This is a genomic window from Kordiimonas gwangyangensis DSM 19435 = JCM 12864 (assembly GCF_000375545.1).
Lineage (GTDB): Bacteria > Pseudomonadota > Alphaproteobacteria > Sphingomonadales > Kordiimonadaceae > Kordiimonas > Kordiimonas gwangyangensis.
The window spans coordinates 156,218-182,538 of the sequence record NZ_AQXF01000005.1 but is presented as its reverse complement, the minus strand read 5'-3'; the positions used below and the strand labels follow the sequence as shown (position 1 = coordinate 182,538).

Sequence of the window (26,321 nt, the reverse complement as noted above, 5' to 3'; positions counted from 1 at the left end):
AGACTATGCCCTCGCAATTCTCCAAAAACAGAGTGATGCAATCGTGAAATATATCTCGACACGTGGACAAGCGGAAACGCTTGATTTTGAAGGAGTGACGCTTACGGGCCTCGCTCGTGACGGTGGCCTGTATGTGCCTGAAGAAATCCCGACATTCAGCGCAGAAGAAATCCGTGCAATGCGTGGTAAGACATATGCCGAGATTGCATTCGAAGTCATTTCCCCCTTCGTTGGCGATTGCCTGACTGAGGGTGAGCTCAAGCGTATGCTTGATGCGACCTATGACGAAAACTATGGCGGCCAGTTCCGCCACCCTGCTGTGGCACCCCTTGTGCAGACCGGTAATAACGATTGGCTTCTGGAGCTGTTCCATGGCCCGACCTTGGCGTTCAAGGATTTTGCTTTGCAACTTCTTGGTCGTTTTTTCGATCATTTCACCGCCAAGCGCGATCAGAAACTGACCATCCTTGGCGCGACGTCCGGCGATACTGGTTCCGCCGCCATTGAAGGCTGCCGTGGGCGGGACAATGTTTCCATCTTCATGCTGCACCCCAAGGGGCGGGTCTCTGAGGTTCAGCGCCGCCAGATGACCAGCGTGATTGAACCCAATGTTGTGAACATCGCGGTCGAGGGCAATTTTGACGATTGTCAGGCACTCGTTAAAGCTTGTTTCAATGACCACGCCTTCCGTGACGAGGTGGGGCTGACGGCTGTCAATTCCATCAACTGGGCACGGGTGATGGCGCAGATCGTTTATTATTTCACCTCTGCTGTGGCACTCGGTGCACCTGACCGTCCGGTTTCCTATAGCGTGCCAACCGGCAACTTCGGTGACATTTTCGCGGGTTACATCGCCAAGCGTATGGGCCTCCCCATCGAGAAGCTGGTGATTGCAACCAATTCGAACGACATTCTGGCACGGACGCTGGAAACTGGCCGCTATGAGCGCGGTGATGTGTATTCCACGCTTTCACCGAGCATGGATATCCAGATTTCCAGCAACTTTGAGCGCATGCTATTTGATATCGCAGGTCGCGACGCAGCGGTAATTGCGAAATACATGGAAGACCTCTCCACAACAGGTGGCTTCACCCTTGACGCCAATCATCACTCCGCGCTCAAGGAGCTTTTTGCTGCAGAGCGTGTGGATGATGAGACTACCAAAGCCGTGATGCAGGAAATCTATGCATCTTCCGGCTATATCGCTGATCCGCATACGACGGTTGGTATTGAGGCCGCGAATGTATGCCTGCCTGATAACGGTGCGCCGCGCGTGACGCTCGCAACCGCACATCCGGCGAAGTTTGGTGAGGCAGTGAAGGCCGCGACAGGCGTTGACCCTGTTTTGCCTGCACATATGGCTGACCTTCTGACGCGCGAAGAGCGGATGGTTTCATTGCCGAACGATGAAGAAACCCTCAAAGCCCGCGTGCGCGAAGGGGGCTGGTCTTGAGCGTAGAGATTACTCGCCTCGCGAACGGCCTGCGTATTGTCAGCGAAAGCCGCAAGTCCATCCAGACTGTCGCCGTTGGGGTGTGGGTCGATATTGGTGCGCGTCACGAGCCGCAGAAGCTGAACGGTATTACCCACTGCCTTGAGCATATGCTCTTCAAGGGAACCGACCGTCGCAGCGCGCGAGATATCGCCTTCGAGATTGAAGCAGTTGGCGGGCACATGAACGCCTACACGTCGCGCGACAATACCACCTATTACGCTCGCGTTATGAAAGACGATATGGAGCTGGCGGTTGACCTGCTCGCAGATATTGTCCTCAACAGCGCGTGTGCGGACGTTGAGCTGAAGCGCGAGAAAGAAGTCATCCTGCAGGAAATCGGGCAAGCACTCGATACGCCGGATGATATCGTGTTTGATCACCTTCAGGCTGCAGCATATCGGGACCAGCCAATCGGTCGCACAATTCTGGGTGAGCCAGAGACTGTGCGGGCGCTCACACATGATGACTTGAAGGCTTACCTGAAGCGTAACTACACGGCTTCCAATATCGTCGTGTCTGCGGTTGGTAATCTCGAGCATGCCGACCTCGTGCGTATGGTCGAAGAGAAATTTTCAGCACTTGAAACCGGCACAGCGACAAACACCGAGGCGGCCCTCTATACCGGTGGGCGCATTACCGAAAAACGCGATCTGGAGCAGGTGCATATTACGGCAGCTTGGCCGGGCTGTTCCTTCACCGACGCCGATTATTATGCGCTGCAGGTTTACTCCACGATTCTTGGCGGTGGCATGTCTTCACGTCTGTTCCAGGAAGTGCGTGAAGAACGCGGCCTCGCATATTCGATTTACAGTTTCACGAGCAGCCACAAGGATACAGGTATCTTTGGTCTTTATGCGGGCACAGGGCCTGAAATGGCGGGCGATATGATGCCGGTGATCCGCGGTGAGATGGAAGCGCTGGCTAAAGGCCCCACGGACGAAGAATTCACCATCGCACGTGCGCAGCTCAAGTCCGGTCTTATGATGGCACTTGAAGCCACAACATCGCGGATGGAGCAGCTCGGGCGGCAACTATTGGTCTTTGACCGTATTTTGCCAATCGAGGAAATGACCGGGAATGTCGATACCGTGACGAAATCGGACGTTGCGCAAATTGCCGAGAGAATTGTTTCTTCTAAATCTGCAAGCGTCGCCATTATTGGTGGCGGCGATTTAGATGCGATTACTTTTTAACCTGATGATCTCACGGGAAAATTAGTTAAGTCGCCTCCATTAATACTACTCTCATAGGTATTGCTGATCTCGGGGCAAGATGGTATTGTCCCGCAGCTTTAGGTGTGGGGGAAACGTGCTTAGCGCTGAAGTATTGCGGCTATTGGGCTATTGGCAATCGCTTGGGGGTGGTGAACGCGTCCCGGAGCGGTCTGAACTTGACTTGCGCAAGCTGACCACAATCCTTCCCTGGATGTTTATCCTTGAAATGGCGGAAGACGGTTGTCTGCGGTATCGGCTGTCTGGCTCCGCCCTTGAAGAGGCAGTCGGGCGCGGCATGGCCGGTCGGACTTACGCCGAGATATTCTCGGACCATGAACAAGCCGCGATCATGGAAGAACTCTACGCCGTAGCACTTGTGCAGTCTTGTGGTGTGCTGCGCACCGGCTCATTGTCGTTTGATGAAGATGAACGATTTGCGATGGAAGTATTGGCGCTGCCGTTTATCGAGACGCGCGCGATGGGCGGTACGGTATTTGTTGGTGTCGTGCGGCCCTTTGCTGTTGATAACCTTGAGTTTGTCGACCGCTGGGGCGGCTTCAGACATGACCTTTCCGAGATACTCCTCGTCCCGTCGCCGCGGGTGGTACAAGAGGGGCAGTTCTCGCTGCGGGTACGTAAAGCACTCACGAGAATGCACATTCAGGTCAAGGCGCTTGATATTGAGAAGCTGCTCGAAATTGACCGTAAAGGTGGTGTGCCGGGCCTGATGGGGCTACCGGCGCTTGACCTCAGAAATCTTAGCGACAGCCAGCGACAATCTTTGAATTGACGGTGGTAATAGACGCAAGGCCTATGCGTGGCCAGCATCCGATGAGAGCATTGATATATTAACGCCAAGCATTGCCATGGCGCGGGGCCATTTCTGTTCGAGCTCTGTATTGAAAATGATTTCATCGTCCGCTTCGGAGGTGAGCCACGCGTTGGCCTGTATTTCCTGCTCCAGCTGCCCAGCGCTCCACCCGGCATAGCCAAGGGCAAGAAGATGGTAGCGTGGGCCTTTGCCCGCGGCCAACGCCTGCAGGATGTCCACTGTCGCGGAAAGGGCGAGGGTTTCGGAGACCACGAGCGTGGTTTCTTGTACAAAGTCAGCACTATGAAGCACGAAGCCGCGACCAGGCTCAACCGGTCCGCCTGAGTGCACGGGCACATCAGGTACATCACCGGGGGCCTCGATATCCAGCTGCTCCAGCAGGCTCTCAAAGCTTAGGCCGGAGAATGCTTGATTGATGACAAGGCCCATCGCGCCCGATGCATCATGGGAACACATGTAAATAACGCTGCGCTCGAAACGAGGGTCAGTCATGCTGGGCATGGCCAGCAACAATTTGCCATCCAGAAATGTTGAAGACGTCATAAGCCTCTCTCTATCTGTGCCAAGCTTAGCGCTTATATGCCTTGGGTGCAATTGGATCAGCCCCACTCTTCACCAAGGAGTTTGGCCATTTGATGCCCGATTAACGGCAATGTGAAGAAACGCGACTGGCGACAGGGCATGCAAATTGTTAAATAGGCTTTGAATTACCAAGGAGTTCCCGCATGCGTCTGTTGGCTGGTGTATTGAGTGTCATGCTTCCGATCTCGGCGGCTTTTGCTGGTGAGACATCATGGCAAAACCATCAGGACATGATCAAAACACGTCTTGTTACCACGTCGAGCGATATGGCCGCTGACGCGGGCGCGCTTGTCGCATGGGAAGCTGAGCTTGAACCCGGATGGAAAACCTATTGGCGCTCCCCGGGGGAGGCTGGTCTTCCTGTTCGTATCTATACGGACGGTGAGCCCATTGAGGTTATGTATCCGCTGCCGCACCGATTTGAGCTTTTTGGTCTTGAGACCTATGGGTACGACAATAAAGTCATGTTACCGTTTTATCTGAAAAACGACGGCAGCGCTGCTGAGATCACCGCCGACTTTATGGTGTGCAAGGATATTTGTGTGCCATTCCAAGCAACCTATCAGTTGGACGCTGGCATGCTCGAGGAAGATAGCTCCCTGCAGGATATCCGCGTAGGCGCGTGGCTTGCGAAGGTTCCAGACCGTCAGGGTGATGGTGGCGCAGGTCTTGAAGTGGAATCGGCGAAAGTGATGGGTCCTGTGGGCAGCCAACGCGTGATTGTTGACGTATCGGCATCCTCGGACCTGTCCAGCGCCGACATGTTGGCCGAAGTGGACGGCATGTTCCATTTTGGCGCACCGGAAATGCGCCTGCTTGGTGATGGCACCAAGGCGCGGTTTGTGCTCAAAGGTATAACGGGTAAGAAGCCGGAAGACCTGCGTGGGCGCACCATACGCCTGACCTTCACGGACGGGCACGGCCACTCGGTCGATAAAAATATGGCGTTGCCGGAATAAGGCGGCTTTCAGCGCCAGTGCAAACGCACTAGAGTTAGCAAAAGTTATTATCAAGCTTCAGGAGCAGGCCATGACAATTAAGGTTGGCGATAAAATCCCAAGTGCAACCCTTACCACGATGACGGCAGACGGCCCGGCGCCAGTTTCCACGGATGAATATTTTGCGGGCCGCAAGGTCGCGCTGTTCTCCGTTCCGGGTGCCTTTACGCCGACCTGTTCTGCCAAGCATCTCCCGGGCTTTATTGAGCGCGCGGACGAAATCCTCGGCAAAGGTGTGGATGAGATTGCCTGTATGGCAGTTAATGATGTTTTCGTTATGAATGCCTGGGGTAAAAGCGCTGCGGCAGAGGGTAAAGTCACCATGCTCGCTGATGGCAACGCTGCTTTTGCTCAGTCTCTCGGCCTCGAGATGGATGCTTCCGGTTTTGGCATGGGTAAACGCTCCAAGCGTTTCTCGATGGTTGTGGACGACGGCAAGGTGGTCGCTCTCAATGTTGAAGAACCGGGCGCGTTTCAGGTTTCCAGCGCGGACCATATGATCGGCCAGCTCTAAGGCGCATAAGCCACTGATATCTTGATACAAAGGGCAGCTATTTGCTGCCCTTTTTTATTGTGAAGCGCATACCTATATATGAAATGTGCACGCAATGTGCGAGCATGAGGCGTGTCATCTTATGGGGGAGGTCTCAGACCATGCTTGAAATGTCGTCAATTGTTGTCGGCCTTGTGATCCTGTTCATTGTTGTTCTTATCTTTTCGGGCGTCGTGATGGTCCGGCAGGGCTATGAATATACGGTGGAGCGCTTTGGCAGGTACACAAAAACCCTTACGCCCGGGCTCACCCTGATCCTGCCGCTCATTGACCGCATCGGTCACAAGATGATCATGATGGAGCAGGTGCTGGATATCCCGACCCAAGAAGTCATCACCCGCGATAACGCGATGGTTTCCGCCGACGGCGTGGTCTTCTTCCAAGTATTGGACGCGGCAAAAGCGGGCTATGAAGTGAGTAACCTCACCTTGGCCATACTGAACCTGACCATGACCAATCTGCGGACAGTGATGGGGTCGATGGATCTTGATGAACTGCTGTCCAAGCGGGACGAAATCAACGGCCGCTTGATGAGTGTAGTGGATGATGCGACCCAGCCATGGGGAGTGAAAATCACCCGTATCGAGATCAAGGACATTGAACCGCCACGGGATATTGTGGACGCGATGGCTCGCCAGATGAAAGCCGAGCGTGAGAAACGCGCGGCCATTCTGGAAGCTGAAGGCCAGCGCGAATCGGAAATCAAACGCGCGGAAGGCCAGAAGACCGCTGCGATCCTGCAGGCTGAAGGCCGGCGTGAGGCAGCCTACAAAGACGCAGAAGCGCGGGAACGGGAAGCCGAAGCCGAAGCAAAAGCGACCGAAATGGTTTCCCGCGCCATTGGCGAGGGGAACGCACAGGCGATCAACTATTTCGTGGCGCAGAAATATGTTGAGGCGCTGCACGGTTTCGCCCGCTCACCCAATGAGAAGCTCGTATTTATGCCAATGGAATCGACCGGTATCATCGGTGCGCTTGGCGGCGTGTCCGAGCTCTTCAAGGAACTGAACAAAGACGGGCCGAAGCCTCGTTCCGTCGGCAGTGTGCCAAGGACGGAGTAGGCCATGGAAGAACTGCTCACGTGGGGTGCGGCTAACGCGCACTGGATCTGGTGGGGTTTAGGCCTTCTCCTCCTCGCGGGGGAGATGGTCATAACTGGCGTTTATCTCCTGTGGATCGGCATCGCGGGCCTTGCGACCGGGCTTGTCGCATTCTTCATGCCAGGCATGGGCTTTGATGGTCATGGCCTCGTGTTCGCCGCATTCGGCGCGGCTTCCATCTATATCGGGAACCGCTATTTCTATGCGAAGTTTGAGGAAGCCGGTGACCCGGTCGTGAATACGCGTGGCCGATCCCACGTTGGGCGCACTTATGTTGTGTGTGCGCCAATCATAAATGGACGTGGTCACGTAAAGGTGGGCGACAGCCAGTGGTTGGCATCAGGGCCTGACGCCGCCGAAGGCACCCGCGTGAAAGTCCTCTCTGTTGATGGAACAGTATTGATGGTAGAACCTGTACAAGATTGACAGGGGCACCTTTTTCGACCATCAGCTTTCCATGACTTTGGCCAACGTTTTGAAATCTTATGCGGTCGCCTATCTGACGGGCGACACGCATCTGGCGCTTCGGCGCTCGACTGCGGAAATGGCGCGGCGACTACGCCGCCAGCCGCATGAAATTATTTATTTCCACCGTGCTGACGACCCCTACAGCCAGCTCATGGTGCAGGTTCTACCTGACCTTGCCGCCCGCTTTGATATCAAGATTTCACCACGCGTTGTAGAGCGGCTACCCGCCAATATGTACCCGGACCCGCAGCGGTTTGAGGCTTACAGCATCCTTGATGCCACGCGGCTCGCGCGCCTCTATGGCCTCGGCTTTCCGTCCAGTGCGACGGTGCCTGACCGACTGGCGGTTGGTATGGCGAACCGTTATCTAGCCCGCCTTCAGGATGATCCCAACTTTTTCAGCGTTGCAGAGGAAGTGGGTGCGGCGCTCTGGAAGCAGGATGTCAAAGCGGTGCGCAGTCTTTGTGTGGCCGCAGACATCGATGAGAAAGTGCTCGAGGACAACGAGCGCCTGCTTCGTGGCTTGGGCCACTATGCTTCCGGCAACCTCTATTACGCGGGTGAATTTTACCCAGGCCTTGACCGGCTTGACCATCTTGAGCGGCGATTAAACCGCCTTGGCCTCGGTGACGGAGAAGTGCATTTTGAGCTAACGCGCCTGTGGCGTTATGGCCTTGAAAGCTTGGACCGGACAGTAACAGGGCGCACGCTTGAGCTATTTTATTCCGTACGCAGCCCATACAGTTACTTAGGCATTCACCTCGCTTCTGAGCTTGCTGGCATCTCTGGCGTACGGCTGAAGATTCGCCCTGTACTGCCGATGGTCATGCGGGGGTTGAAGGTTCCTTCCACCAAAGCGCGGTACATTCTTTTTGATACCAAACGAGAGGCGCGCATCGAGAATTTGCCGTTTGGTCGTATAGTGGACCCGCTTGGCGAGGCAACGCGCAGGGCCATGGCCTTAGGCTTCAGACTGGCGGAGGATGGTGAAGATATAGCATTCTTCAAAGCACTCTCCCGCGCTGTGTTCGCGGAGGGGATTGACGCCAGCACTGATCGCGGCCTTGCCCAAGTTCTCGAACGTGCTGGTATTTCCGCGTCCAAGCTCTCTGGCGCCATGCCCGCCGATGTTTGGCAACCTATGGCGGAAAAGAACCGCCAGATGATGCTGATGAGTGGCAGTTGGGGCGTGCCAACGTTCCGCATCGGCAGCGAAACACTATGGGGACAGGACCGCCTTTGGGCCGTTGTGGAAGCGCTGAAGCAGCATTGATCGCTGTGGCGGCACAGCTGGGCGCATCATAGGCCGCCTTTGATTGACTAATCACCCTGCGCCGGTATCCTCACAATTGATAACAAAAGGCCCTTAAAGGGTTTGAGACACGACATGCCGTGCAGGGGTGCGCGGTGCTATTTGGGAAAGAAACGTGAAAATAAAAACAGCTTTGCGCAGGGGCCTCTCCGTCCTTGCATTTGCAACGCTTGCTGCCTGCAACGGAGCGCAGGTAGAGAAGGCGTCATCCGATAATTCCATTCCAATGTTCAGTGCAGAACGCATCAAGGCCGATGTGACCTTCCTGGCGGACGACCTGCTGCGTGGGCGCGATACCGGCAGCGAAGGCTACCGCATTGCTGCAAACTATGTGGCGGCTGAATACGCGCGTCTCGGCCTCAAGCCGCTTGGTGAGAACGGCACCTATTTCCAGGAAGTGCCGTTCCAGAAAGCCAAGCTGAACCGGGAAACCGCGGCCATGTCCCTCACCATTGCAGGTGAAGAGAAGGCGCTTGCACTCGGTGATGATTTTTATGTCAGCGGCGATGTGCGCAGCCCGGCGGGCGACGCGACAGGTGATATCGTGTTCGCAGGCTACGGCATTTATGCGCCAGAACTGGGGCATGACGACCTGAAAGGGCTGGACCTTGAAGGCAAGGTTGTGCTCGTCATTTCCGGTGCGCCAACCACCTTCCAAACGGAAATCCGTGCGCACCACGGCTCATCCACAACAAAGAAGTCCGAACTCGCGAAACGCGGTGCGGTTGGCTACATCACGGTGAACTCGCTCTCAAACGAGAAGCGCCGGCCGTTCTCTCGTCTCAAGAACTATCTGGATTATGAATCCTTTGACTGGGTAATGCCTGCTGGTACCGAAAGCGAAGTGCAGGATGTGCCTGCGAACGCAAGCATTAGCCACGACGTAGCAAAGCAGATTTTCGCAGCGGCCGGTAAATCGTTCGAAGACGAAATGCAGATCGCCGAGGCCGGTGCGCCAGAAGGTTTTGACACGGGTGTGGTCGCCCACATCAAGCGTGAGAGTGTTCTTTCTGAAGTGTTCAATAGCCCGAATGTGCTGGGTGTGATTGAAGGCTCTGATCCTAAACTGAAAGACGAATATGTCGTGCTGTCGGCGCACCTTGATCATATTGGTGAAAGCCTTCACCCCAAGGGTGATGACAAGATCAACAACGGCGCTATCGACAACGCTACCGGTGTGTCGGTGATGATGGAAGTTGCGCGCGCCTATGCACGTGCTGACGTAAAACCGCGCCGCTCTATCCTTTTTGCCGCCGTTGTCGCGGAAGAAAAAGGCTTGTTGGGGGCAGAGTATTTCGCGCATTTCCCAACAGTTGCGCGTGAGCAAATGGTTGCCAACGTCAACCTCGATATGCCGATCCTGCTATACGATTTCAGCGACGTGGTGGCGTTCGGTGCAGACCGTTCAAGCCTTGGTCCGGTGACGGAAGAAGCGCTGGCGACAATTGGGTTGACGCTTAGCCCGGACCCAATGCCGGAAGAGGGCATCTTCACGCGCAGTGACCACTATAGGTTTGTGCAGCAGGGCATACCGAGTGTGTTCCTTGTCACCGGCTGGGGCAAAACCACGCTCGGTGAAGATGGTGGCGCAATCTTCCGCGAGTTTCTCGGCAAGACCTACCACTCCCCGCACGATGATTTGTCACAGACCATCAACTATGACGCGGGGGCCAAGTTTGCGAAGGTGAACTGGCTTATCACCAATGCGGTTGCAAATGCCAACAAACGGCCAACCTGGAATTCAGGCGATTTCTTTGGTGACACCTTCGGGAAATAACCAAGGCGGTTAAATGAATTCGGAAAGCGCTCCTTCGCGAACGAAGGGGCGCTTTTTATTTCTCGCTCAGCGCGATTCCAAGTGCGTAGACGCCGATGCGAAGAAGGGCAGGGAAGGATTCCCCGTGGTTCGCCATCAAAGCGATGGCTACATCGTGTTCCGGGTCGACCAGCAGCAGGGCTACGCCGCCCATGGAGCCTCCGGAATGCCAGACAAGATGTTCATGTACGACACGGGTATAGTCCGCGAGCCCGGAACGGATAAGGCGGGCGTGCATGTTGCTGGCCGTCATCCAGCCGATACCGAAGCCTGCAGGGCTGCCAGCTTTAGTGAACTGTTCGGTGAACAGGAGGTCGAGTGTCTCTTTCTTGAGAAAGCCTGGCTCCGTATGGGCGAGACCAAAACGTACAATATCTGATGCGGTGGCGATAAACCCGCCGCCGGCCCATTTGTAGCTGTTATCGACAAAGGGGGCTATTACCGGCTTGTCGTCTTCATTGACATGAAATGCTGAGAGGGCAGGAAACTCGTGCGTGGCGTCTTCCGCCGCAGTGTCACGCATCTCAAGCGGTGTGAATACGCGCTCCTGCATCATGGGCAAAAATTCCTCGCCCGACGCACCTTCAAGTGCCGCGCTCAATAGGTTCCATGCGTGGCTTGAATAAGAAACCTTTGTGCCGGGCTCGAAGACGAGAGGATCGTGCACGAACATCTGAATGCCTTCATTCACGCTTTCAAAGTGATGCGTGTTGAGGAATTCGTCCCCCTTGTAGTGCCGAATGCCTGCCATATGGGCACCTATCTGTCGCAGGCTGACGGGCCATTCCTTGCCCTCAAAGTCAGGGACATAGTTGCTTACTTGTGCATCGAGGTCGAGCTTGCCATCTTCATACAGTTTGCCGAGAAGAGCCGCGGTAAACACCTTGGAAATGCTGCCAACGCGCATCTGGGTTTCGGGTGTAACCGCTGTCCCTGTCTCCGCGTTTGCGGTCCCAAAGCCAGCCGCGTAAGCGATCCGGTTGTCTGCGCCAACAGCAATCGTAATGCCAGTTACTTTGGGGGAGGCCAGCTCCTTCTCGATCGCTGCTGGTACAAGTGTGTCTAGTGTCGACCCCAAGTCAGCGCTTGCGCTAGTCCCAGAAAAACTGACGATTGCACACAGTGCGACGAATGACAGGCGCATATTCCCTCCCCGAAAAGGCGTTCTGTTGGTCGGCACTATATCTGCCAACGCTCTATTTTGCCATAGATCAACGCAATTTTGCGCTTCTGCTGTCATTCTTGTGGCTGTCCAAAAACATGCAGGGAAGGCGCGCCCACATCCTTCGTCATTGCACGGTAATGACGCAAAAGGCAGGGTTTCAGCTTAAGGTCAGCAATGTGTAGTTGGGCAGCATTCAGGGTTTGTAGGGGGCCATGCCTTGATTGGCGAGGGCATCCGCGCGTTCGTTGCCGGGGTCGCCTGCATGGCCCTTGACCCATATCCATTCCACATCATGCTTGCGGACAGCCGCTTCAAGCGCTTGCCAGAGGTCCGAGTTCTTGACCGGCTTCTTGTTCGCTGTGCGCCAGCCGTTTTTCTTCCAACCGTGCACCCATTTCATGATGCCGTCGCGCACGTATGTGCTGTCGGTGTGCAGTTTGACGGTGCATGGTCGGGTAAGCGCGCCGAGCGCTTCAATGGCTGCGGTCAGTTCCATGCGGTTGTTGGTGGTGTTCATTTCACCGCCGGTCAGCTCTTTTTCATGCTCACCATAGAGGAGCAGGGCGCCCCAGCCACCGGGACCCGGATTGCCGGAGCAAGCGCCATCCGTATATATTTCTACCACCCGCTTAGACGACATAGTCAGCCGCGTCCCGCACTTGCTGGTGGAACTTGAGCTTACGCACATATTCAAGGGGATTGTGCGGCTTCACCACGGCGTCCTCGACCGGATTTAGCCAATCATAGAGGCGCGTTAGCAGGAAGCGTAGTGCCGCGCCGCGGCACAGCATTGGCAAAGCAGCAACCTCCGCACCGGTCAACCGCCGGTGTGTATCATAAAGCTCGGTCAGCCTCTTTGCGCGCACCGCATCAAAACGTTGCTCCCCGTCAAAGCACCATGCATTGATGCAGATCGCGATGTCATAGGCGAAATAGTCGGTGCAACCAAAATAGAAGTCGATCACGCCGGTGATCTTGTCGCCTGAGAAAAGAACATTGTCCGGAAACAGGTCAGCGTGAATTGTGCCCCTCGGGAGGCCTGACGGCCACTTGGCGTCGAGATATGCCAACTCGTCAGCAATAAGTGCTGCAAGCCCTGGCATAACCTCGTCGGCGCGGTCTCGGGTTGCTTCGGCGAGCTTGTGCCAGCCGTCGATGGATAGGTTGTTTTCGCGAACCTCGCCAAAACCCTCTGCAGCCTTGTGCATGCGCGCGAGCATTGCGCCAAGTTCCGCACACTGGTCTGCGCTCGGATATTTGACGCTAACACCTGTCAGGAAACTGATAAGGCATGCCGGGCGTCCGGACAGTGTGCGCAGCGCGTCACCGTCATTTGCCCGAATGGGCAAAGGCGAGGGGATGCCGTTACCGGCCAGATGTTCCATCATGTTGAGGAAGTAGGGCAGGTCCTTCGGGTCGGCCCGCTTCTCATATAGCGTCAGAATGAAGCGCGCTTTAGTGGTCTCGAGCAGATAATTCGAGTTCTCCACCCCCTCCGCGATACCCTTGAAGCTAGTGGCGGTGCCTACATCATACCCGGATAGAAAGTCTGCGAGCGTGCGGTCATCGACGTGCGTATAAACCGCCATCAGGCAACGTCCTTGAGGATTGGTGGAACCTTGAAGGTCACATCCTCTTCTGCAGTGGTGACGAGTTCTACCTTCGCGTCATAATGTTCCTTGAGCGCGGTGATGACCTCCTCTACGAGGATTTCCGGAGCGCTTGCGCCAGCAGAAATACCGACAGCTGTGGCACCTTTAAGCCAGTCCCAGTCGAGATCAGCAGCGCGCAGCACAAGGCGCGCCGAACAGCCCGCCTTTTCAGCGACTTCCACAAGGCGGCGACTGTTGGAGGAATTGGGCGAGCCAATCACAATCACACGGTCTGCCTGTGCGGCCACCTCTTTCACGGCAACCTGCCGGTTGGTAGTGGCGTAACAGATGTCTTCTTTCTTGGGCTTCGTAAGGCCAGGGAAGCGGCGCTCGAGCGCCGCGACAATCTCAATAGTGTCATCCACGGAAAGCGTGGTCTGGGTCACGAACGACAGTTCGGCAGGGTCGGCGGGGTTTACCTTTTCCACGTCTTCCACGGTCTCGATAAGGGTCATGGAGCCTTCGGGCACTTGTCCCATGGTGCCAACGACTTCCGGGTGGCCTGCGTGGCCGATCATCAGGATATGGCGGCCATGGCTCTGGTGGCGCTCCACCTCGCGGTGCACCTTGCTCACCAAGGGGCAGGTCGCATCCACATAGATCATCTTGCGCTTTTCAGCTTCCGCCGGCACCGACTTGGGTACACCGTGGGCGGAGAAGACTACCGGCACATCGTCCGGTACCTCGTCAAGTTCGTCCACAAACACCGCGCCTTGGGCCTCAAGCCCCTCGACGACATAACGGTTGTGCACAATCTCGTGCCGCACATAAACCGGTGCGCCGAATTTCTTGATCGCGAGCTCGACGATCTTGATTGCGCGGTCAACGCCAGCGCAGAAGCCGCGCGGGTTGGCAAGCAGGATACGGAGTGGAGCTGATTTCGCCGATGCCATTTGCATCTTCTCCTTGGGGGAACATTTCCCTCATTAGCTAACCGCCAAGCATGGCTGGGTCAAGCGTGCGTATGGGTTTGCGAGCCCTATTTTCGCCACCCTTCCACCATAGCGTAACAGTCATGGGTAAACGTGGGCGCAGGGTCATATCAATCAAGATGAATATGGCGACCAGATGTCCGCTTGCGCTTGAGCTATCTTCTTTTTATGATCGCCGCCAAATTCGGCACGGTGATATAGCAGGAAAGCTTCAAGTCGCTGGCGCTCAAGTGATTTATTGAAAGGGTTTTTGATGTCGGTTCGTTTTGCGCTTTTGGCGGCACTCACCTTGATGCTGGCTGCCTGTAACAGGAGCCCGCTTGAAGTTGTTGTGTCGCGCTGTCCGGCAGTTGCAGTGGTGGGGGACATGAATACCCTTACACAGTTCAAGGGCGAGGGACGCACCACGGAAGACGTGATGTACACTGCCTCAATCATGGATGTGACAACCGACTGCACCGAGGGTGAAGCCGTTGATTCCAAGGTGACCTTCTTTGTTGGTGCGACAGCGGGTCCGGCATTCTCCGCTCGTGAAATCACGCTGCCTTACTTTGTGGCGGTCCTGAAAGACAACAGCCAGATCGTTTCCAAAGAAGTGTTCGATGTGAAACTGACGTTCGACAGCAAAGGTTTTGCGCGCTCGAAAGAGGTCATTTCCCAGCATATTCCGACGATTGCGCAGGCGCGTCGCTATAACTACGAGGTTCTGCTTGGCTTCCAGATGGATGCGCAGGACGTCGTGTTCAATATGGAACGCTAGGGTCAGTAAGCCCTGGCGGTTTCGGCGGGGCCAAAACGGCTCCGCTTGAAAGGCTGAGGGATGCGCGACTACAAATTCACTAATTATTGGTTCGAAGAGGGTGCCCGCGGCGTCTGGGATAAGCTGATCCCAAAGGTGATGCCGCGTACCATTCTTGAGGTCGGCTCTTTTGAGGGTGCAAGCGCCTGTTATCTCATTGACAAATTGACGGGCAGTCACGACCTGGAGCTGTTTTGTGTTGATACATGGGACGGCGGGATTGAACATCAGCTCGCAGATTTTGACATGGCCAGCGTGGAAGCGCGCTTCCGCCACAATGTGGGGGAGGCGGCGAAACATGCAGAACACAAAGTTAGAATCGATATCCGCAAGGGCCAGTCAGACATTCAGCTGGCTCGCCTGTTGAGTGAAGGAAAAGCCGGATACTTTGATTTTGTTTATATCGACGGCTCGCATCAGGCACCCGACGTTCTTTGTGATGCCGTGCTTGGGTTCAAGCTTCTGAAAAAAGGTGGTGTCATGGTGTTTGACGACTATACATGGTCGGAACATGCCCCTGCCGATACGGACATCCTTCGGTGCCCCAAAATTGCCGTTGATGCCTTCGTGAATATACATTTCAAGAAGCTGCAACTGCTGAAAGCGCCCTTGTTCCAGCTTTATGTCAAAAAGCTCGCTGACTAGCGTCTCCCGCTCCTTTCGCGATTGACTCACCCGCCCATCTCCGGCATATGATCGCGACACATCAGGTCACGCAACAGCCCTTCGTGGATTGCTGCATCGCCTGTGCGGGAGAGATCGGTGAGGGCATCAGCCCATATCCGGCGCCGAAGGAGCAACCGCCCCGGAAACTCTCAGGCAAAAGGACCGCACGGCAAAGTGACCCTCTGGAAAGCAGCAAAGCCTAACGGCATTGCTCACCGACGGGGTAAGCCAGGCCGCTTCCAAATGGCCGGGTCAAATCTCTCAGGTTCCGTGACAGAGGGGGCTTGACGCCAGTCTTTACTGGCAGATTGCGTATGCGGAGGCCGCCCTGATGACTGACGACACACTTCTCAAGACCCCCCTTTATGACCTGCATGTGGAACGCGGCGGCAAGATGGTGCCTTTCGCGGGTTATGCCATGCCGGTTCAGTATCCGCTCGGCATCATGAAAGAGCATGAACATTGCCGCTCCAAGGCCGGTCTTTTTGATGTGTCGCACATGGGCCAGTGTTTTATCCATTCCAAGGACGGCTCGGACGCCGCAGCGGCGCTTGAGAAGCTGATGCCGGGTGCGCTGCAGGTGCTGCAGCCGGGCAAGATGCGTTACACGCTGCTCCTCAATGACGACGGCGGGATCGAGGATGACCTGATGGTCACCCGCACCCACGATGCCGACGGCAAGCTCTATGTTGTCGTCAACGCTGCCTGCAAGGACAAGGATTATGGCATCCTTGAAGAAAAGCTTGGTCACCTGATCACCGTTGAACCGCTTGAAGACCGCGCGCTCATCGCGCTGCAGGGCCCGAAGGCGGTTGATGTGCTCGCGGAGCTTGCGCCTGAAGTGGCTGACCTCGGTTTCATGGAAGCAACCGCCGTCACGCTTGAAGGCGTGGTGTGCTGGGTTTCCCGCTCGGGCTACACCGGCGAGGACGGCTATGAGATTTCAATCCCGGAAGGTGAAGTGAAAGCCCTGGCCGAGCGCCTGCTGCGCTCTGACGATGTGGAGCTCATCGGCCTTGGCGCGCGGGACAGCCTGCGCCTTGAGGCGGGCCTCTGCCTCTCCGGCCATGATTTTGACGCGACCGTCAGCCCGGTTGAGGCAGCGGTGACCTTCGCGCTTGGCAAGAAACGCCGCGAGGACGGCGACTTTGCCGGTGCGGCGCGCATCCTGAAAGAACTCAGCGAAGGCCCTGCGAAAGTACGCGTGGGCCTAAAGCCTGCGGGCCGTGCCCCGGCGCGTGAAGGTACGCCGATTGCGGACGCCGACGGCAATGAAGTTGGTATCGTGACCTCTGGCGGTTTTGGCCCTACTGTGGGCGGCCCGGTTGCGATGGGTTTTGTGCCAGCGGCGATGGCCGCCGAAGGCACCGAGGTGCAGTTGATGATTCGCGGTAAGGCCCACCCTGCCGTGGTCGCAAAAACACCCTTTATCGAGCAGCGCTACGTGCGCAAGAAAGCATCTTAAGCCTGGATTTTGGAGGATAGGCCCATGATTAAGTTCACCGAAGAACATGAGTGGCTGGAAGTTGAAGGCGACATTGCCACGGTTGGTATCACCGACTATGCGCAAAAAGCCCTCGGCGATGTTGTGTTTGTGGAGTTGCCGGAAGTTGGCGCGACCTACGACAAGGGCGACGAGGTTGCCGTTGTTGAATCCGTGAAAGCCGCAAGCGAGGTTTATGCACCGCTCGCCGGCGAGATCGTTGAAGTCAACGAGGCGCTCGAAGGCGAGCCGGGCCTCGTGAACTCCGCAGCGCTTGATGCTGGTTGGTTCTTCAAGCTGAAACTCGCGAATGTTGATGACCTCGACGAGCTGATGGACGAGACAGCCTACAACGAATTCGTCGAAGGCCTCGACTAATATCTGGCGCTGGCCGGGACCATCCCGCGCCAGCGTTTTTTCTGTGCGGCCCAACCCACGCAACCGGGGCCGCGTGACTTTTAGGAGTTGTGCGCATGCGCTACCTGCCGCTGACGCCCGATGACCGGCAAGCGATGCTGGCGAAAATCGGCGTTCGTCATATCGACGATCTTTTCAAGGACGTGCCAAACGCCGTTCTCAATCCGGAAATTGACCTGCCGCGCCACAAGGCGGAAATGGAAGTCGAGCGCCACCTGTCGCGCATGGCTGCCAAAAACACCGCGGCTGGCAGCGTGCCGTTCTTCGTTGGTGCTGGCGCCTACAAGCACCATGTGCCCGCGACGGTTGATCACCTGATCCAGCGCGGCGAATTCCTGACGGCCTACACGCCGTACCAGCCGGAAATCGCGCAGGGTACACTCCAGTATATCTTCGAGTTCCAGACCCAGGTTGCCCAGCTGACCGGCATGGATGTGGCGAACGCCTCCATGTATGACGGCTCTACCGCATGTGCCGAGGCTGTGTTGATGGCCCGCCGCGTGACGCGCCGGAACAAAGCCATCCTCGCCGGTAGCCTGCACGCGCATTACCGCGCGGTGGTGGAAACCACGACACAATACACCGAAGACGTGATTGTGGCGCAGACGCCAAACCCCGCTGACCCGGAAGCCGAGCTCAAGGCCGTGATCGATGCGATCGACGACGAGACAAGCTGCGTTGTGGTGCAGAACCCGGGTGTGTTCGGCCATGTGCTGGACCTGCGCCCGGTTGCCGAAGCCGCGCACGCCAAAAAAGCGCTGCTGATCGTGGTCGTCACGGAAGTGATGAGCCTCGGCCTGATCCAGAGCCCTGGTGAAATGGGCGCCGACATCGTGGTTGGCGAAGGCCAATCCATCGGTAACGGCCTTAACTTCGGTGGCCCGTACGTTGGCCTCTTTGCCACCAACCAGAAATATGTACGCCAGATGCCGGGCCGTCTGTGCGGTGAAACGGTTGATGCAGACGGTAAGCGCGGCTTCGTGCTGACGCTCTCGACGCGCGAGCAGCATATCCGCCGCGAAAAAGCGACGTCGAACATCTGTACAAACGCGGGCCTCTGTGCGCTTGCTTTCACCATCCACATGACGCTTCTTGGCGAAAAAGGCCTGCGCGGTGTGGCACGTGTGAACCACAAAAACGCCATCGCGCTCAAGGCTGCCATGGGCAGCGTTGCGGGTGGTGAAGTGCTCACGAACGCCTTCTTTAACGAGATTGCGGTGAAGCTGCCTAAGGCGGCGGGTGCGGTTGTTGACCAACTGGCTGAGCGCGGTGTACTTGCCGGTGTGCCGGCATCGCGCCTCTATCCGGGTGCGGGGCTTGATGACGTGCTCATCATGGCCGCGACCGAAACGGTAACCGCAGACGATATTGACGTGCTCAAAGGCGCGCTTGAGGAGGTGCTCTAATGGCGATGAATTCTCAGGGCCGTCCGACGGCGGCAACCGGTGGCGGCGACGCTACGAAATTTGAAAGCTTCTCCGGCCACGTGGGCCTGCGCCTTGCCGAACCGCTCATTTTCGAGCTGGGCACCAGCGAGACCACCGGCGTGGACTTTGAAGACACCAGTGATCTCGAGCTCTCCTGCGGTGGGCTTGAGCGCACGAGCGAGATCGGTTGTCCCGGTCTTGCGGAACCGGACACGGCGCGTCACTACACGCGCCTGAGCCGCCGCAACTACGGCATCGACATGGGTGTGTTTCCGCTGGGGTCCTGCACCATGAAGCACAACCCTCGCCTCAATGAGAAAATGGCACGCCTGCCGGGCTTTGGTGACATTCACCCGCTTGCGCCGAAGTCGACCGTTCAGGGCGCGTACCAGCTTATGGACGAGCTGAGCCACTGGCTGATGACGCTTACCGGCATGCCCGCTGTTGCCCTCAGCCCCAAGGCTGGCGCGCACGGTGAGCTTTGCGGTGTGATGGCCATCCGCGCGGCACTTGAAGCGCGTGGTGACGCGCGTGAAGTGATCCTGTGCCCGGAATCGGCGCACGGTACCAACCCGGCAACCGCGGCTTTCTGTGGTTACAAGGTGAAGTCGATCCCGGCGAAGGACAACGGCCGTGTCGATATCGGAGCGCTCAAGGCGGCGCTTGATAACACTGTGGCGGCGGTGATGATCACCAACCCGAACACCTGTGGCCTGTTTGAGAACGAAGTGCGCGAAATCGCGGACGAAATCCACAAGGCCGGTGCCTTCTTCTACTGCGACGGCGCGAACTTCAACGCCATCGTCGGCAAGGCGCGCCCGGGTGACCTTGGCGTCGACGCCATGCACATCAACCTGCACAAAACCTTCTCCACCCCGCACGGCGGCGGTGGCCCGGGTTCCGGTCCGGTTGTTTTCTCCGACGCACTCAAGGACTTTGTACCGGTGCCTTATGTTGTCAAAACCGAAGGCGGTTATGACATCGTTGAGGACCAGGCGGGCAAATCCTTCGGTCGCCTCACCGCCTTCCAGGGCCAGATGGGCATGTATGTACGCGCGCTTTCCTACATGCTGAGCCACGGCTCGGACGGCCTCAAGCAGGCGTCGGAAGACGCAGTGCTGAACGCCAACTATGTGCTCGCGAGCCTGAAGGACGTGATGAGCCCGTCCTATGACGGCCCCTGCATGCACGAAGCGCTGTTTGATGATGAGTTCCTCAAGGGCACAGGCGTGACCACGCTCGATTTCGCGAAAGCAATGATCGACGAGGGCTACCACCCGATGACCATGTACTTCCCGCTCGTTGTACACGGGGCGATGCTCATCGAGCCGACGGAAAGCGAAAGCAAGACCAACATGGACCAGTTCATCCGTTCCATGCGCGGCCTCGCGGAAGCGGCCAAGGCAGGGCAGGTGGAGCGCTTCTCGGGCGCGCCATACCATGCACCCTGGAGCCGCCTTGACGAGACGCAGGCAGCCCGCAACCCGGTGCTACGGTTTGCTGCAGAATAAAACGATATCAAATCGTTAGCTAAAGTTCAGGAACCACTCGCATACATTGCGGGTGGTTTCTTTTCTTGGAACGTTAACCAATTTGATGATAGCTTAGCGCCGAAGTGAGGGAGGAGCATTGGTGAGCAAGCGTATTCTTGTCGTGGACGATTCCGCAACGATGCGGGACCTCTTGATCCGCTATATGCAGGTGGACGACAATCTGGTTGCTGGCGCCGACAGCGGCGCTCAGGCGCTCGACCTCATGAAAACCGAACGTTATGACGTGATTGTCACCGACATTGCTATGCCGGAAATGGATGGTTTTGGCCTTATTCGTGCGATCTCCGAGCTCGATTGGGACCCTTCTGTGATCCTGCTCACCGGCCACGATCCGCGCACGCTGCAGTCTGCCAAGGAACTTGCGCTGGCCTATAGCATCAACCTTCTGGGTGCGCTTACCAAGCCGGTGAACAAGGATATGCTGCTATCGATGCTGAGCGACGTGGCGGATACCCGCACTAAGGGCCGCACGGGCACTGAGACGGTTTTGTCCGAGAGCGAATTCATGCGCGGCCTGATGACAGACGGCCTATCGCCCGTTTTCCAGCCCAAGATAGACCTTAAAACCGGTGAACTGGCGGGTGCAGAAGTCTTCGCGCGCTGGCGTGCGCCGACGGGCGGCTACCTGGGTGCGGGCGCCGTGATAAAGGTGGCGCAGGAAAAGGGCCATATGGATGTGCTCACTTACCGCATGCTTGAACTCGCCTTGCAGCAGCAGGGCAAGTGGCGTCGGCAGGGGCTTGATGTAGCGCTGTCGATCAATGTGGCGGCGGACAATCTGCGCAAATCCGATTTTGCCGATGTGGTCACCGGACTTGCCGAGCAGTTTGGTGTCGAGCCGAAGATGGTGCGACTTGAAGTGACGGAAGCCGATTTGGACGTAGACGTACGCGTGCCGCTTGAAGTGCTGTCGCGCCTCGCCTTGCGCCGTTTTGGCCTCTCGCTCGACGATTTTGGTACCGGCTTCGCTTCCCTGATGCGACTACAGAAAATCCCCTTTGACGAGATCGTGGTCGACCGCATGTTTATCAGCCGGGCAGGGGAGGACGATACAGCGCGCATTATCCTCGAATCTGCCATTGATCTGGCCCACAAGCTCAAGCTGAAATGCACCTGTGAAGGTGTGGAGGACGAAGAGCAGCTCCGCATTGTGCGCAGCCTTGGCGCGGATATCGCGCAAGGCTACCTGCTCGGAAAGCCGATGACAGCAAACGAATTCCTGATCTGGTATGAGGATTTCCGTGACGGTGTAATTACCATCCCTGGGCTGAAAGACTAGGCGACCGCGCCAACCCCACCAAAGAAAAGCCGCACAGCGTCTTCTCTGAAGGCGCGCATCTGCTCGTCGCCGAAGGGGCTGTCGGTCAGAATATCGCTAAGCGGCGCAACCACAAAGGGGTAGACGATCATCCCCATCATGAGGACGGTGTGCCGCAGGTCATCCGCATCATTCCTCATGCGACCAGCAGCTTTTTCGCCCGCGAAAATGTTAAGCCACTTGGCCATGATGCGTGGTGCATAGTTGCCTGAGAAATAGTCGCGCAAAAAGCCGCCTTCCATCACGACTTCCCTGATCATCAAGTGAGGCATCCACCTATGCTTTATGAGGTGTTCATGGAAGGTGTGAACCCATTCCTCAAGCGTTGAAGGGTCGTCAAGACGGTCCAACAGGGGCGTGAACGCGCTATCAAACACCGCTTTAATAAGCCCGTCTTTGCCGCCAAAATAATAGTGCACCATTGCGGGTGTCACGCCTGCCGCTTTCGCAAGGTCAGGGATGCGGGTCGCCCCGTAGCCTTGCGCAGAAAAGATTGGTCCCGCTGCCTCGATCAGCCGTTCCCGGCGGTCTTCTGCATCATCTTTGGGGCGGCCTGCGCCGCGGCGTTTTGTTTTGTCATTTTCCATGTTTCTTAAATTAATTGACTAATTAATTAATTTCAAGCATATAATGCAACACCCGAGTCCCGCAGCGAGGAAATCGGCAAAAAGTCAGACGTGCCCTGAATGCACGCATCAAACATGAAGGTGCCGCCGGCTGTTGGAGCCCGTTGGCACCATGAATTCTACCTTGAAAGGCCGATGATGAAGTTCGTTCGTTTCCTAATTGTGCTTGTTGTTGCTGGCGTCGTTGGCGCGGCAGCTTGGTACATGAGCCAGATAAAAACCAGTGAGGCGATCTATCCCGGCTATGTCGAGGGTGAGTATATCGATTTTTCTGTACCCGCGGGCGGTACCCTTGAGACGCTTGATGTGTCGCGAGGCGACAGGGTGGCCGCCGGAACGCGGCTTTTTGCCCTGAATACAGAAGCTGCTGAAGCTGATGTCGCACAGGCGGAAGCTAATGTGCACCGGGCGGAAGCGGAACTCGCGGACCTGAGGCGTGGTGAGCGTGCTGAAGAGCTCGAGGTAAGGCTGGCTGAGATCAAGGAGGCCCAAGCCGCGCTTCTCAACGCGGAGCAGGAGCTTGCGCGGCAACAGGAACTGGTTGGCAGCACCGCTTTTGTTCAGGCGAAACTTGATGCCGCGCAAGCGGCAAGGGATCAGGCAAAGGCGCGGCTCACAGCGCTCAAGCAGGCGTTTGACGTGGCTAACCTGCCTGCACGCCAGGACCGGCTGGAAGCAGCTGCGCAAGCGGTGAAAGAGGGCGAAGCCGCTCTTGCAAAGGCGGCTCGTCGCCTCACGGAACTCAAGCCCACTGCGCCCGTTGAGGCAGTAGTGGAAGACACATTCTTCCTGCCCGGCGCCTGGGTGCCTGCCGGGCGGCCAGTGCTGTCGCTACTGCCTGACGATAAACGCAAGCTCCGCTTCTTTGTGCCTGAGGCCGATGTTGCCAAAATGCAAGTGGGGAAAAGTGTGCGCTTTATGTGCGATGGATGTGCGGCGAACCTCTCCGCGCGTATCACCTATGTTGCCCCAAAAGCGGAATACACGCCGCCTGTGATCTATTCCGCCGCCAGTCGCGAGAAACTGGTGTTCATGATTGAGGCGCTGCCTGAAGGCGGCACCATCCTCCCGGTTGGGCTGCCGATCGAGGTGGAGCGCGAGGAATGAGTGCGAATGGTGGCTTGGCTATCGATGTCTCTGGCCTCGTGAAAAGTTTCAACGGCCGCCGGGTGGTGGACGATTTCTCGCTCCGTATCCCGGAAGGCAAGATTTTTGGTTTTCTTGGCCCCAACGGTAGCGGCAAGACCACGACCCTGCGTATGCTATGTGGGCTTTTGACGCCAGACGAGGGGCAGGGCACCTGCCTTGGGCTTGACCTGCGTTCGGAAGCGCCGCTCATCAAGCGTCAAACCGGCTATATGACGCAGAAGTTCAGCCTTTATGAAGACCTGACGATCAAGGAAAACCTTGAGTTTGTCGCCCGGCTTTACGAAATGGATAACCGGAAGGCGCGGGTTGAAGATTCGCTCAAGGGTCTAGGGCTATATGAGCGCCGAGACCAGCAGACAGGCACACTTTCAGGTGGCTGGAAACAGCGCCTCGCGCTCGCGGCCTGTATCCTGCATGAGCCGCGTCTGTTGCTGCTGGATGAGCCGACTGCGGGCGTGGACCCCAAGGCGCGGCGGGAGTTCTGGGACGAGATCCATACCCTCGCCGGGCGCGGCATCACGGTACTTGTGTCCACCCACTATATGGACGAGGCAGAGCGCTGCCATGAGATCGTCTATATCGCTTACGGCAAGCTCTTGGCCTCCGGCACGGCGGATGAGATCATTGCGGACACAGAACTTTACACATGGCGTGCTTACGGGCACGAGGCTGACAGGTTGGCTTCCAAGTTGCGCGGAACGGAAGGCGTCGCGTCGGCGGTTGCCTTTGGCTCCAAGCTGCATGTCAGCGGTGTCGACGCAGATGCCCTCGCGCGCGCAATCGCACCCTACCGTGACGGGCATGACATCACATGGGAAGAAACCACGCCCACGCTTGAAGACGTGTTCATTCATCTCACCTCCGGCTCGAAGGACAATTTTGCATGAGACGGCTCCTTTCCTTCACCCGCCTTGGTGCGATGCTGATGAAAGAGTTCAACCATATGCGGCGGGACCGAACGACCCTTGGCATGATGATTGGTGTGCCGCTCATCCAGCTTATCCTTTTTGGTTTCGCCATCAACACTGACCCCAAAGCGCTACCGACAGCCATCTACGCGGCGGAGAACACTGTCTACACCCGCGACTTTACCGCCGCCCTTGTGAACACGGGTTATTTCAAAATTGTATCGAACGCGGACGGCAAGGATGTGGACCGCATGCTCACGCGTGGGCAGGTTCAGTTTGCGGTGACGATCCCGCCCAATTTCTCCCGCGACCTGCTGCTTGGCAAAACGCCGCAAATTCTGGTGGAGGCTGATGCGACTGACCCTGTCGCAACCGGCAGCGCCATCAGCGCGTTACAGCAAATCAGGTCGACTGCGCTTCAGCGCGACCTGAGAGGTATTAGCACAGGCCCGAGTGAACCCGAGCCAGGGTTCGAGGTGATTGTTCACCGGCGCTATAATCCGGAGAATATCACCCAGTACAACATCGTGCCTGGCCTGATGGGTGTGGTCCTGACCATGACGCTTGTGATGATCACCGGCCTTGCTGTCACGCGGGAGCGGGAGCGCGGCACAATGGAGAACCTGCTTTCCATGCCCGTGCGCCCGGCTGAGGTGATGCTGGGCAAAATCACGCCCTATGTGATTGTTGGTTATGTGCAGGCGCTCATCATCTTGATCGCTGCGGCGTTTCTCTTTGGTGTGCCGGTTGAAGGCAGTGTGCTGCTCCTCTCTGGGGCCGCAATCCTGTTCATGATTGCCAATCTGGCGGTGGGTTTCACCTTTTCCACCATTGCGCAGAACCAGTTGCAAGCCGTGCAGATGACATTCTTCTTTTTCCTGCCATCGCTGCTGCTTTCGGGGTTCATGTTCCCGTTCCGCGGCATGCCGGAGTGGGCGCAGTTTCTTGGCGAGGCCTTGCCGCTGACGCACTTCCTGCGCATCGCGCGTGGTATTCTGCTGAAAGGCAGTGGTTTCATGGACATTGCGGCGGACCTTCTGGGCATTCTGGCTTTTGTGATTGTCGCGTCCGCGGTGGCGCTAACACGGTATCGTCAGACGCTCGATTAGATATTGCATATGCAATATTATTCATGTAGGAATCGCAGCATAACAATGCCTTAGGGAGTGGTGTATGCAGCCCCATGATAATGTTCCTCTGCCGGATTATATTGAGTATGACGAGGGTGAGATGCGCGCTCGTGCCGCAGAATTCCTGGCTGATATTCGCCGCCGCCACACAGTGCGCGATTTTTCCGATCGTCCGGTGCCGCAGGAAATAATCGAGGATTGCATCAGGGCTGCAGCCACGGCACCGAGTGGGGCCAATCACCAACCGTGGCATTTTGCGCTGATCAAGGACCCGGATATCAAAGCCAAGGTCCGCCTGCGCGCGGAAGCAGAAGAACGCGGCTTTTATGACGAGCGCAAGGCGGGTGAGGAATGGCTTGATGCGCTCGCGCCCCTCGGTACCGACGCCAGCAAACCGTATCTTGAGAGCGCGCCCTGGCTCATCGCCATATTCGCGCAGCGCCGCGGCGGTGTGGAAGTGGGGATGGAGCGCAAAAATTATTATGTGGCAGAATCAGTGGGCATCGCCACCGGCTTCCTGATCGCAGCCCTTCACAACGCAGGGCTCGCCACACTTACACACACGCCAAAGCCGATGAACTTCCTCAATGAGATATGTGGCAGGCCGGAGCATGAGCGTGCGTTTATTCTGCTCGTGGCGGGTTACCCGACTGAGGGCGCAACTGTGCCCAAACACGCGCTGATCAAGAAACAGTTTGAGGATATCGTGACGATCCTTTGATCGTC

General features: G+C 56.9%; 26 protein-coding genes and 2 riboswitches. Of the genes, 20 read left to right on the top strand and 6 right to left on the bottom strand.

The features are described 5' to 3' along the window. Nucleotides 1-43 precede the first annotated feature (43 nt). The 3 genes from thrC to B150_RS0114910 all read left to right on the top strand — a co-directional run bounded on the left by thrC (nt 44) and on the right by B150_RS0114910 (nt 3,499). Nucleotides 44-1,453, top strand: coding sequence for a threonine synthase (thrC, locus tag B150_RS0114920; RefSeq protein ID WP_020400744.1), 1,410 nt, complete (start codon nt 44-46; stop codon nt 1,451-1,453). Next, nucleotides 1,450-2,688, top strand: coding sequence for a M16 family metallopeptidase (locus B150_RS0114915; protein WP_020400743.1), 1,239 nt, complete (start codon nt 1,450-1,452; stop codon nt 2,686-2,688). The genes thrC and B150_RS0114915 overlap by 4 nt, the downstream gene beginning before the upstream one ends. 115 nt (nt 2,689-2,803) lie before the next feature. Further along, nucleotides 2,804-3,499 (top strand): PAS domain-containing protein, encoded by a 696-nt coding sequence (locus B150_RS0114910; RefSeq protein ID WP_162139711.1) that lies wholly within the window; start codon nt 2,804-2,806, stop codon nt 3,497-3,499. Nucleotides 3,500-3,520: 21 nt separating this feature from the next. Here B150_RS0114910 and B150_RS0114905 read toward each other — a convergent pair whose 3' ends face one another. Beyond that, the gene (locus B150_RS0114905; protein ID WP_020400741.1) at nt 3,521-4,084 is read right to left on the bottom strand and encodes a YqgE/AlgH family protein; all 564 of its coding nucleotides are present in this window, start codon (nt 4,082-4,084) and stop codon (nt 3,521-3,523) included. Between the two features lie 182 nt (nt 4,085-4,266). Between B150_RS0114905 and B150_RS0114900 the strand changes: the two genes are divergently transcribed. The 6 genes from B150_RS0114900 to B150_RS0114875 all read left to right on the top strand — a co-directional run bounded on the left by B150_RS0114900 (nt 4,267) and on the right by B150_RS0114875 (nt 10,331). After that, nucleotides 4,267-5,082: a protein-disulfide reductase DsbD domain-containing protein gene (locus tag B150_RS0114900; RefSeq protein ID WP_020400740.1), complete on the top strand. Its 816-nt coding sequence runs from the start codon at nt 4,267-4,269 to the stop codon at nt 5,080-5,082. A gap of 70 nt (nt 5,083-5,152) precedes the next feature. Then, nucleotides 5,153-5,635, top strand: a complete 483-nt coding sequence (locus B150_RS0114895) for a peroxiredoxin (protein WP_020400739.1) — start codon at nt 5,153-5,155, stop codon at nt 5,633-5,635. A 140-nt stretch (nt 5,636-5,775) separates the two neighbouring features. Then, a complete protein-coding gene (locus tag B150_RS0114890) occupies nt 5,776-6,735 on the top strand; it encodes an SPFH domain-containing protein (protein ID WP_020400738.1) in 960 nt (319 codons plus the stop codon). Nucleotides 6,736-6,738: 3 nt separating this feature from the next. Next, nucleotides 6,739-7,200, top strand: coding sequence for an NfeD family protein (locus B150_RS0114885; RefSeq protein ID WP_020400737.1), 462 nt, complete (start codon nt 6,739-6,741; stop codon nt 7,198-7,200). 31 nt (nt 7,201-7,231) lie between these two features. Further along, nucleotides 7,232-8,515, top strand: a complete 1,284-nt coding sequence (locus B150_RS21350; protein WP_020400736.1) for a DsbA family protein — start codon at nt 7,232-7,234, stop codon at nt 8,513-8,515. A 154-nt stretch (nt 8,516-8,669) separates the two neighbouring features. Continuing rightward, nucleotides 8,670-10,331, top strand: coding sequence for a M28 family metallopeptidase (locus B150_RS0114875; protein ID WP_155860087.1), 1,662 nt, complete (start codon nt 8,670-8,672; stop codon nt 10,329-10,331). 55 nt (nt 10,332-10,386) lie between these two features. On the opposite strand, the gene B150_RS0114870 is transcribed toward B150_RS0114875, so the two are convergent. From B150_RS0114870 to ispH, 4 genes are all read right to left on the bottom strand, one after another. Then, a complete protein-coding gene (locus tag B150_RS0114870; protein ID WP_020400734.1) occupies nt 10,387-11,448 on the bottom strand; it encodes a serine hydrolase domain-containing protein in 1,062 nt (353 codons plus the stop codon). A 280-nt stretch (nt 11,449-11,728) separates the two neighbouring features. Then, a complete protein-coding gene (gene rnhA, locus B150_RS0114860; protein WP_020400733.1) occupies nt 11,729-12,175 on the bottom strand; it encodes a ribonuclease HI in 447 nt (148 codons plus the stop codon). Next, nucleotides 12,165-13,124: a homoserine kinase gene (gene thrB, locus B150_RS0114855; RefSeq protein ID WP_020400732.1), complete on the bottom strand. Its 960-nt coding sequence runs from the start codon at nt 13,122-13,124 to the stop codon at nt 12,165-12,167. Before thrB ends, rnhA begins: the two co-directional genes overlap by 11 nt. Continuing rightward, nucleotides 13,124-14,080: a 4-hydroxy-3-methylbut-2-enyl diphosphate reductase gene (gene ispH, locus B150_RS0114850; RefSeq protein WP_020400731.1), complete on the bottom strand. Its 957-nt coding sequence runs from the start codon at nt 14,078-14,080 to the stop codon at nt 13,124-13,126. Before ispH ends, thrB begins: the two co-directional genes overlap by 1 nt. A gap of 292 nt (nt 14,081-14,372) precedes the next feature. Between ispH and B150_RS0114845 the strand changes: the two genes are divergently transcribed. The 7 genes from B150_RS0114845 (at nt 14,373) to B150_RS0114815 (ending at nt 21,743) form a co-directional block, all read left to right on the top strand. After that, nucleotides 14,373-14,879 (top strand): hypothetical protein, encoded by a 507-nt coding sequence (locus B150_RS0114845; RefSeq protein ID WP_020400730.1) that lies wholly within the window; start codon nt 14,373-14,375, stop codon nt 14,877-14,879. Between the two features lie 60 nt (nt 14,880-14,939). Continuing rightward, nucleotides 14,940-15,563, top strand: coding sequence for a class I SAM-dependent methyltransferase (locus B150_RS0114840; protein ID WP_020400729.1), 624 nt, complete (start codon nt 14,940-14,942; stop codon nt 15,561-15,563). Nucleotides 15,564-15,658: 95 nt separating this feature from the next. Beyond that, nucleotides 15,659-15,759: riboswitch (glycine riboswitch) on the top strand. After that, a riboswitch (glycine riboswitch) is annotated at nt 15,760-15,871 on the top strand. A gap of 44 nt (nt 15,872-15,915) precedes the next feature. After that, a complete protein-coding gene (gcvT, locus tag B150_RS0114835) occupies nt 15,916-17,049 on the top strand; it encodes a glycine cleavage system aminomethyltransferase GcvT (protein WP_020400728.1) in 1,134 nt (377 codons plus the stop codon). A 24-nt stretch (nt 17,050-17,073) separates the two neighbouring features. After that, complete coding sequence (gcvH, locus tag B150_RS0114830) at nt 17,074-17,445, top strand: glycine cleavage system protein GcvH (protein ID WP_020400727.1); 372 nt, start codon at nt 17,074-17,076, stop codon at nt 17,443-17,445. A 95-nt stretch (nt 17,446-17,540) separates the two neighbouring features. Continuing rightward, a complete protein-coding gene (gene gcvPA, locus B150_RS0114825; protein WP_020400726.1) occupies nt 17,541-18,890 on the top strand; it encodes an aminomethyl-transferring glycine dehydrogenase subunit GcvPA in 1,350 nt (449 codons plus the stop codon). Then, entirely contained in the window at nt 18,890-20,422 is a 1,533-nt protein-coding gene (gene gcvPB, locus B150_RS0114820) for an aminomethyl-transferring glycine dehydrogenase subunit GcvPB (RefSeq protein ID WP_020400725.1), read from the top strand. The genes gcvPA and gcvPB overlap by 1 nt, the downstream gene beginning before the upstream one ends. Nucleotides 20,423-20,543: 121 nt before the next feature. After that, nucleotides 20,544-21,743 carry an EAL domain-containing response regulator gene (locus B150_RS0114815; protein WP_020400724.1) on the top strand — a complete coding sequence of 400 codons (1,200 nt, stop codon included), beginning with the start codon at nt 20,544-20,546 and terminating at the stop codon, nt 21,741-21,743. On the opposite strand, the gene B150_RS22575 is transcribed toward B150_RS0114815, so the two are convergent. After that, nucleotides 21,740-22,369, bottom strand: a complete 630-nt coding sequence (locus tag B150_RS22575) for a TetR/AcrR family transcriptional regulator (protein WP_020400723.1) — start codon at nt 22,367-22,369, stop codon at nt 21,740-21,742. The two genes, B150_RS0114815 and B150_RS22575, sit on opposite strands and share 4 nt — an antisense overlap. Before the next feature lie 174 nt (nt 22,370-22,543). On the opposite strand from B150_RS22575, the gene B150_RS0114805 reads away from it, so the two are divergent. From B150_RS0114805 to B150_RS0114790, 4 genes are all read left to right on the top strand, one after another. Continuing rightward, entirely contained in the window at nt 22,544-23,515 is a 972-nt protein-coding gene (locus tag B150_RS0114805; RefSeq protein ID WP_025895868.1) for an HlyD family secretion protein, read from the top strand. Next, nucleotides 23,512-24,444, top strand: a complete 933-nt coding sequence (locus B150_RS0114800) for an ABC transporter ATP-binding protein (RefSeq protein WP_020400721.1) — start codon at nt 23,512-23,514, stop codon at nt 24,442-24,444. Before B150_RS0114805 ends, B150_RS0114800 begins: the two co-directional genes overlap by 4 nt. Then, a complete protein-coding gene (locus tag B150_RS0114795) occupies nt 24,441-25,574 on the top strand; it encodes an ABC transporter permease (RefSeq protein ID WP_020400720.1) in 1,134 nt (377 codons plus the stop codon). The genes B150_RS0114800 and B150_RS0114795 overlap by 4 nt, the downstream gene beginning before the upstream one ends. Before the next feature lie 64 nt (nt 25,575-25,638). Beyond that, nucleotides 25,639-26,316, top strand: a complete 678-nt coding sequence (locus B150_RS0114790; RefSeq protein WP_020400719.1) for a nitroreductase family protein — start codon at nt 25,639-25,641, stop codon at nt 26,314-26,316. Nucleotides 26,317-26,321: the final 5 nt, after the last annotated feature.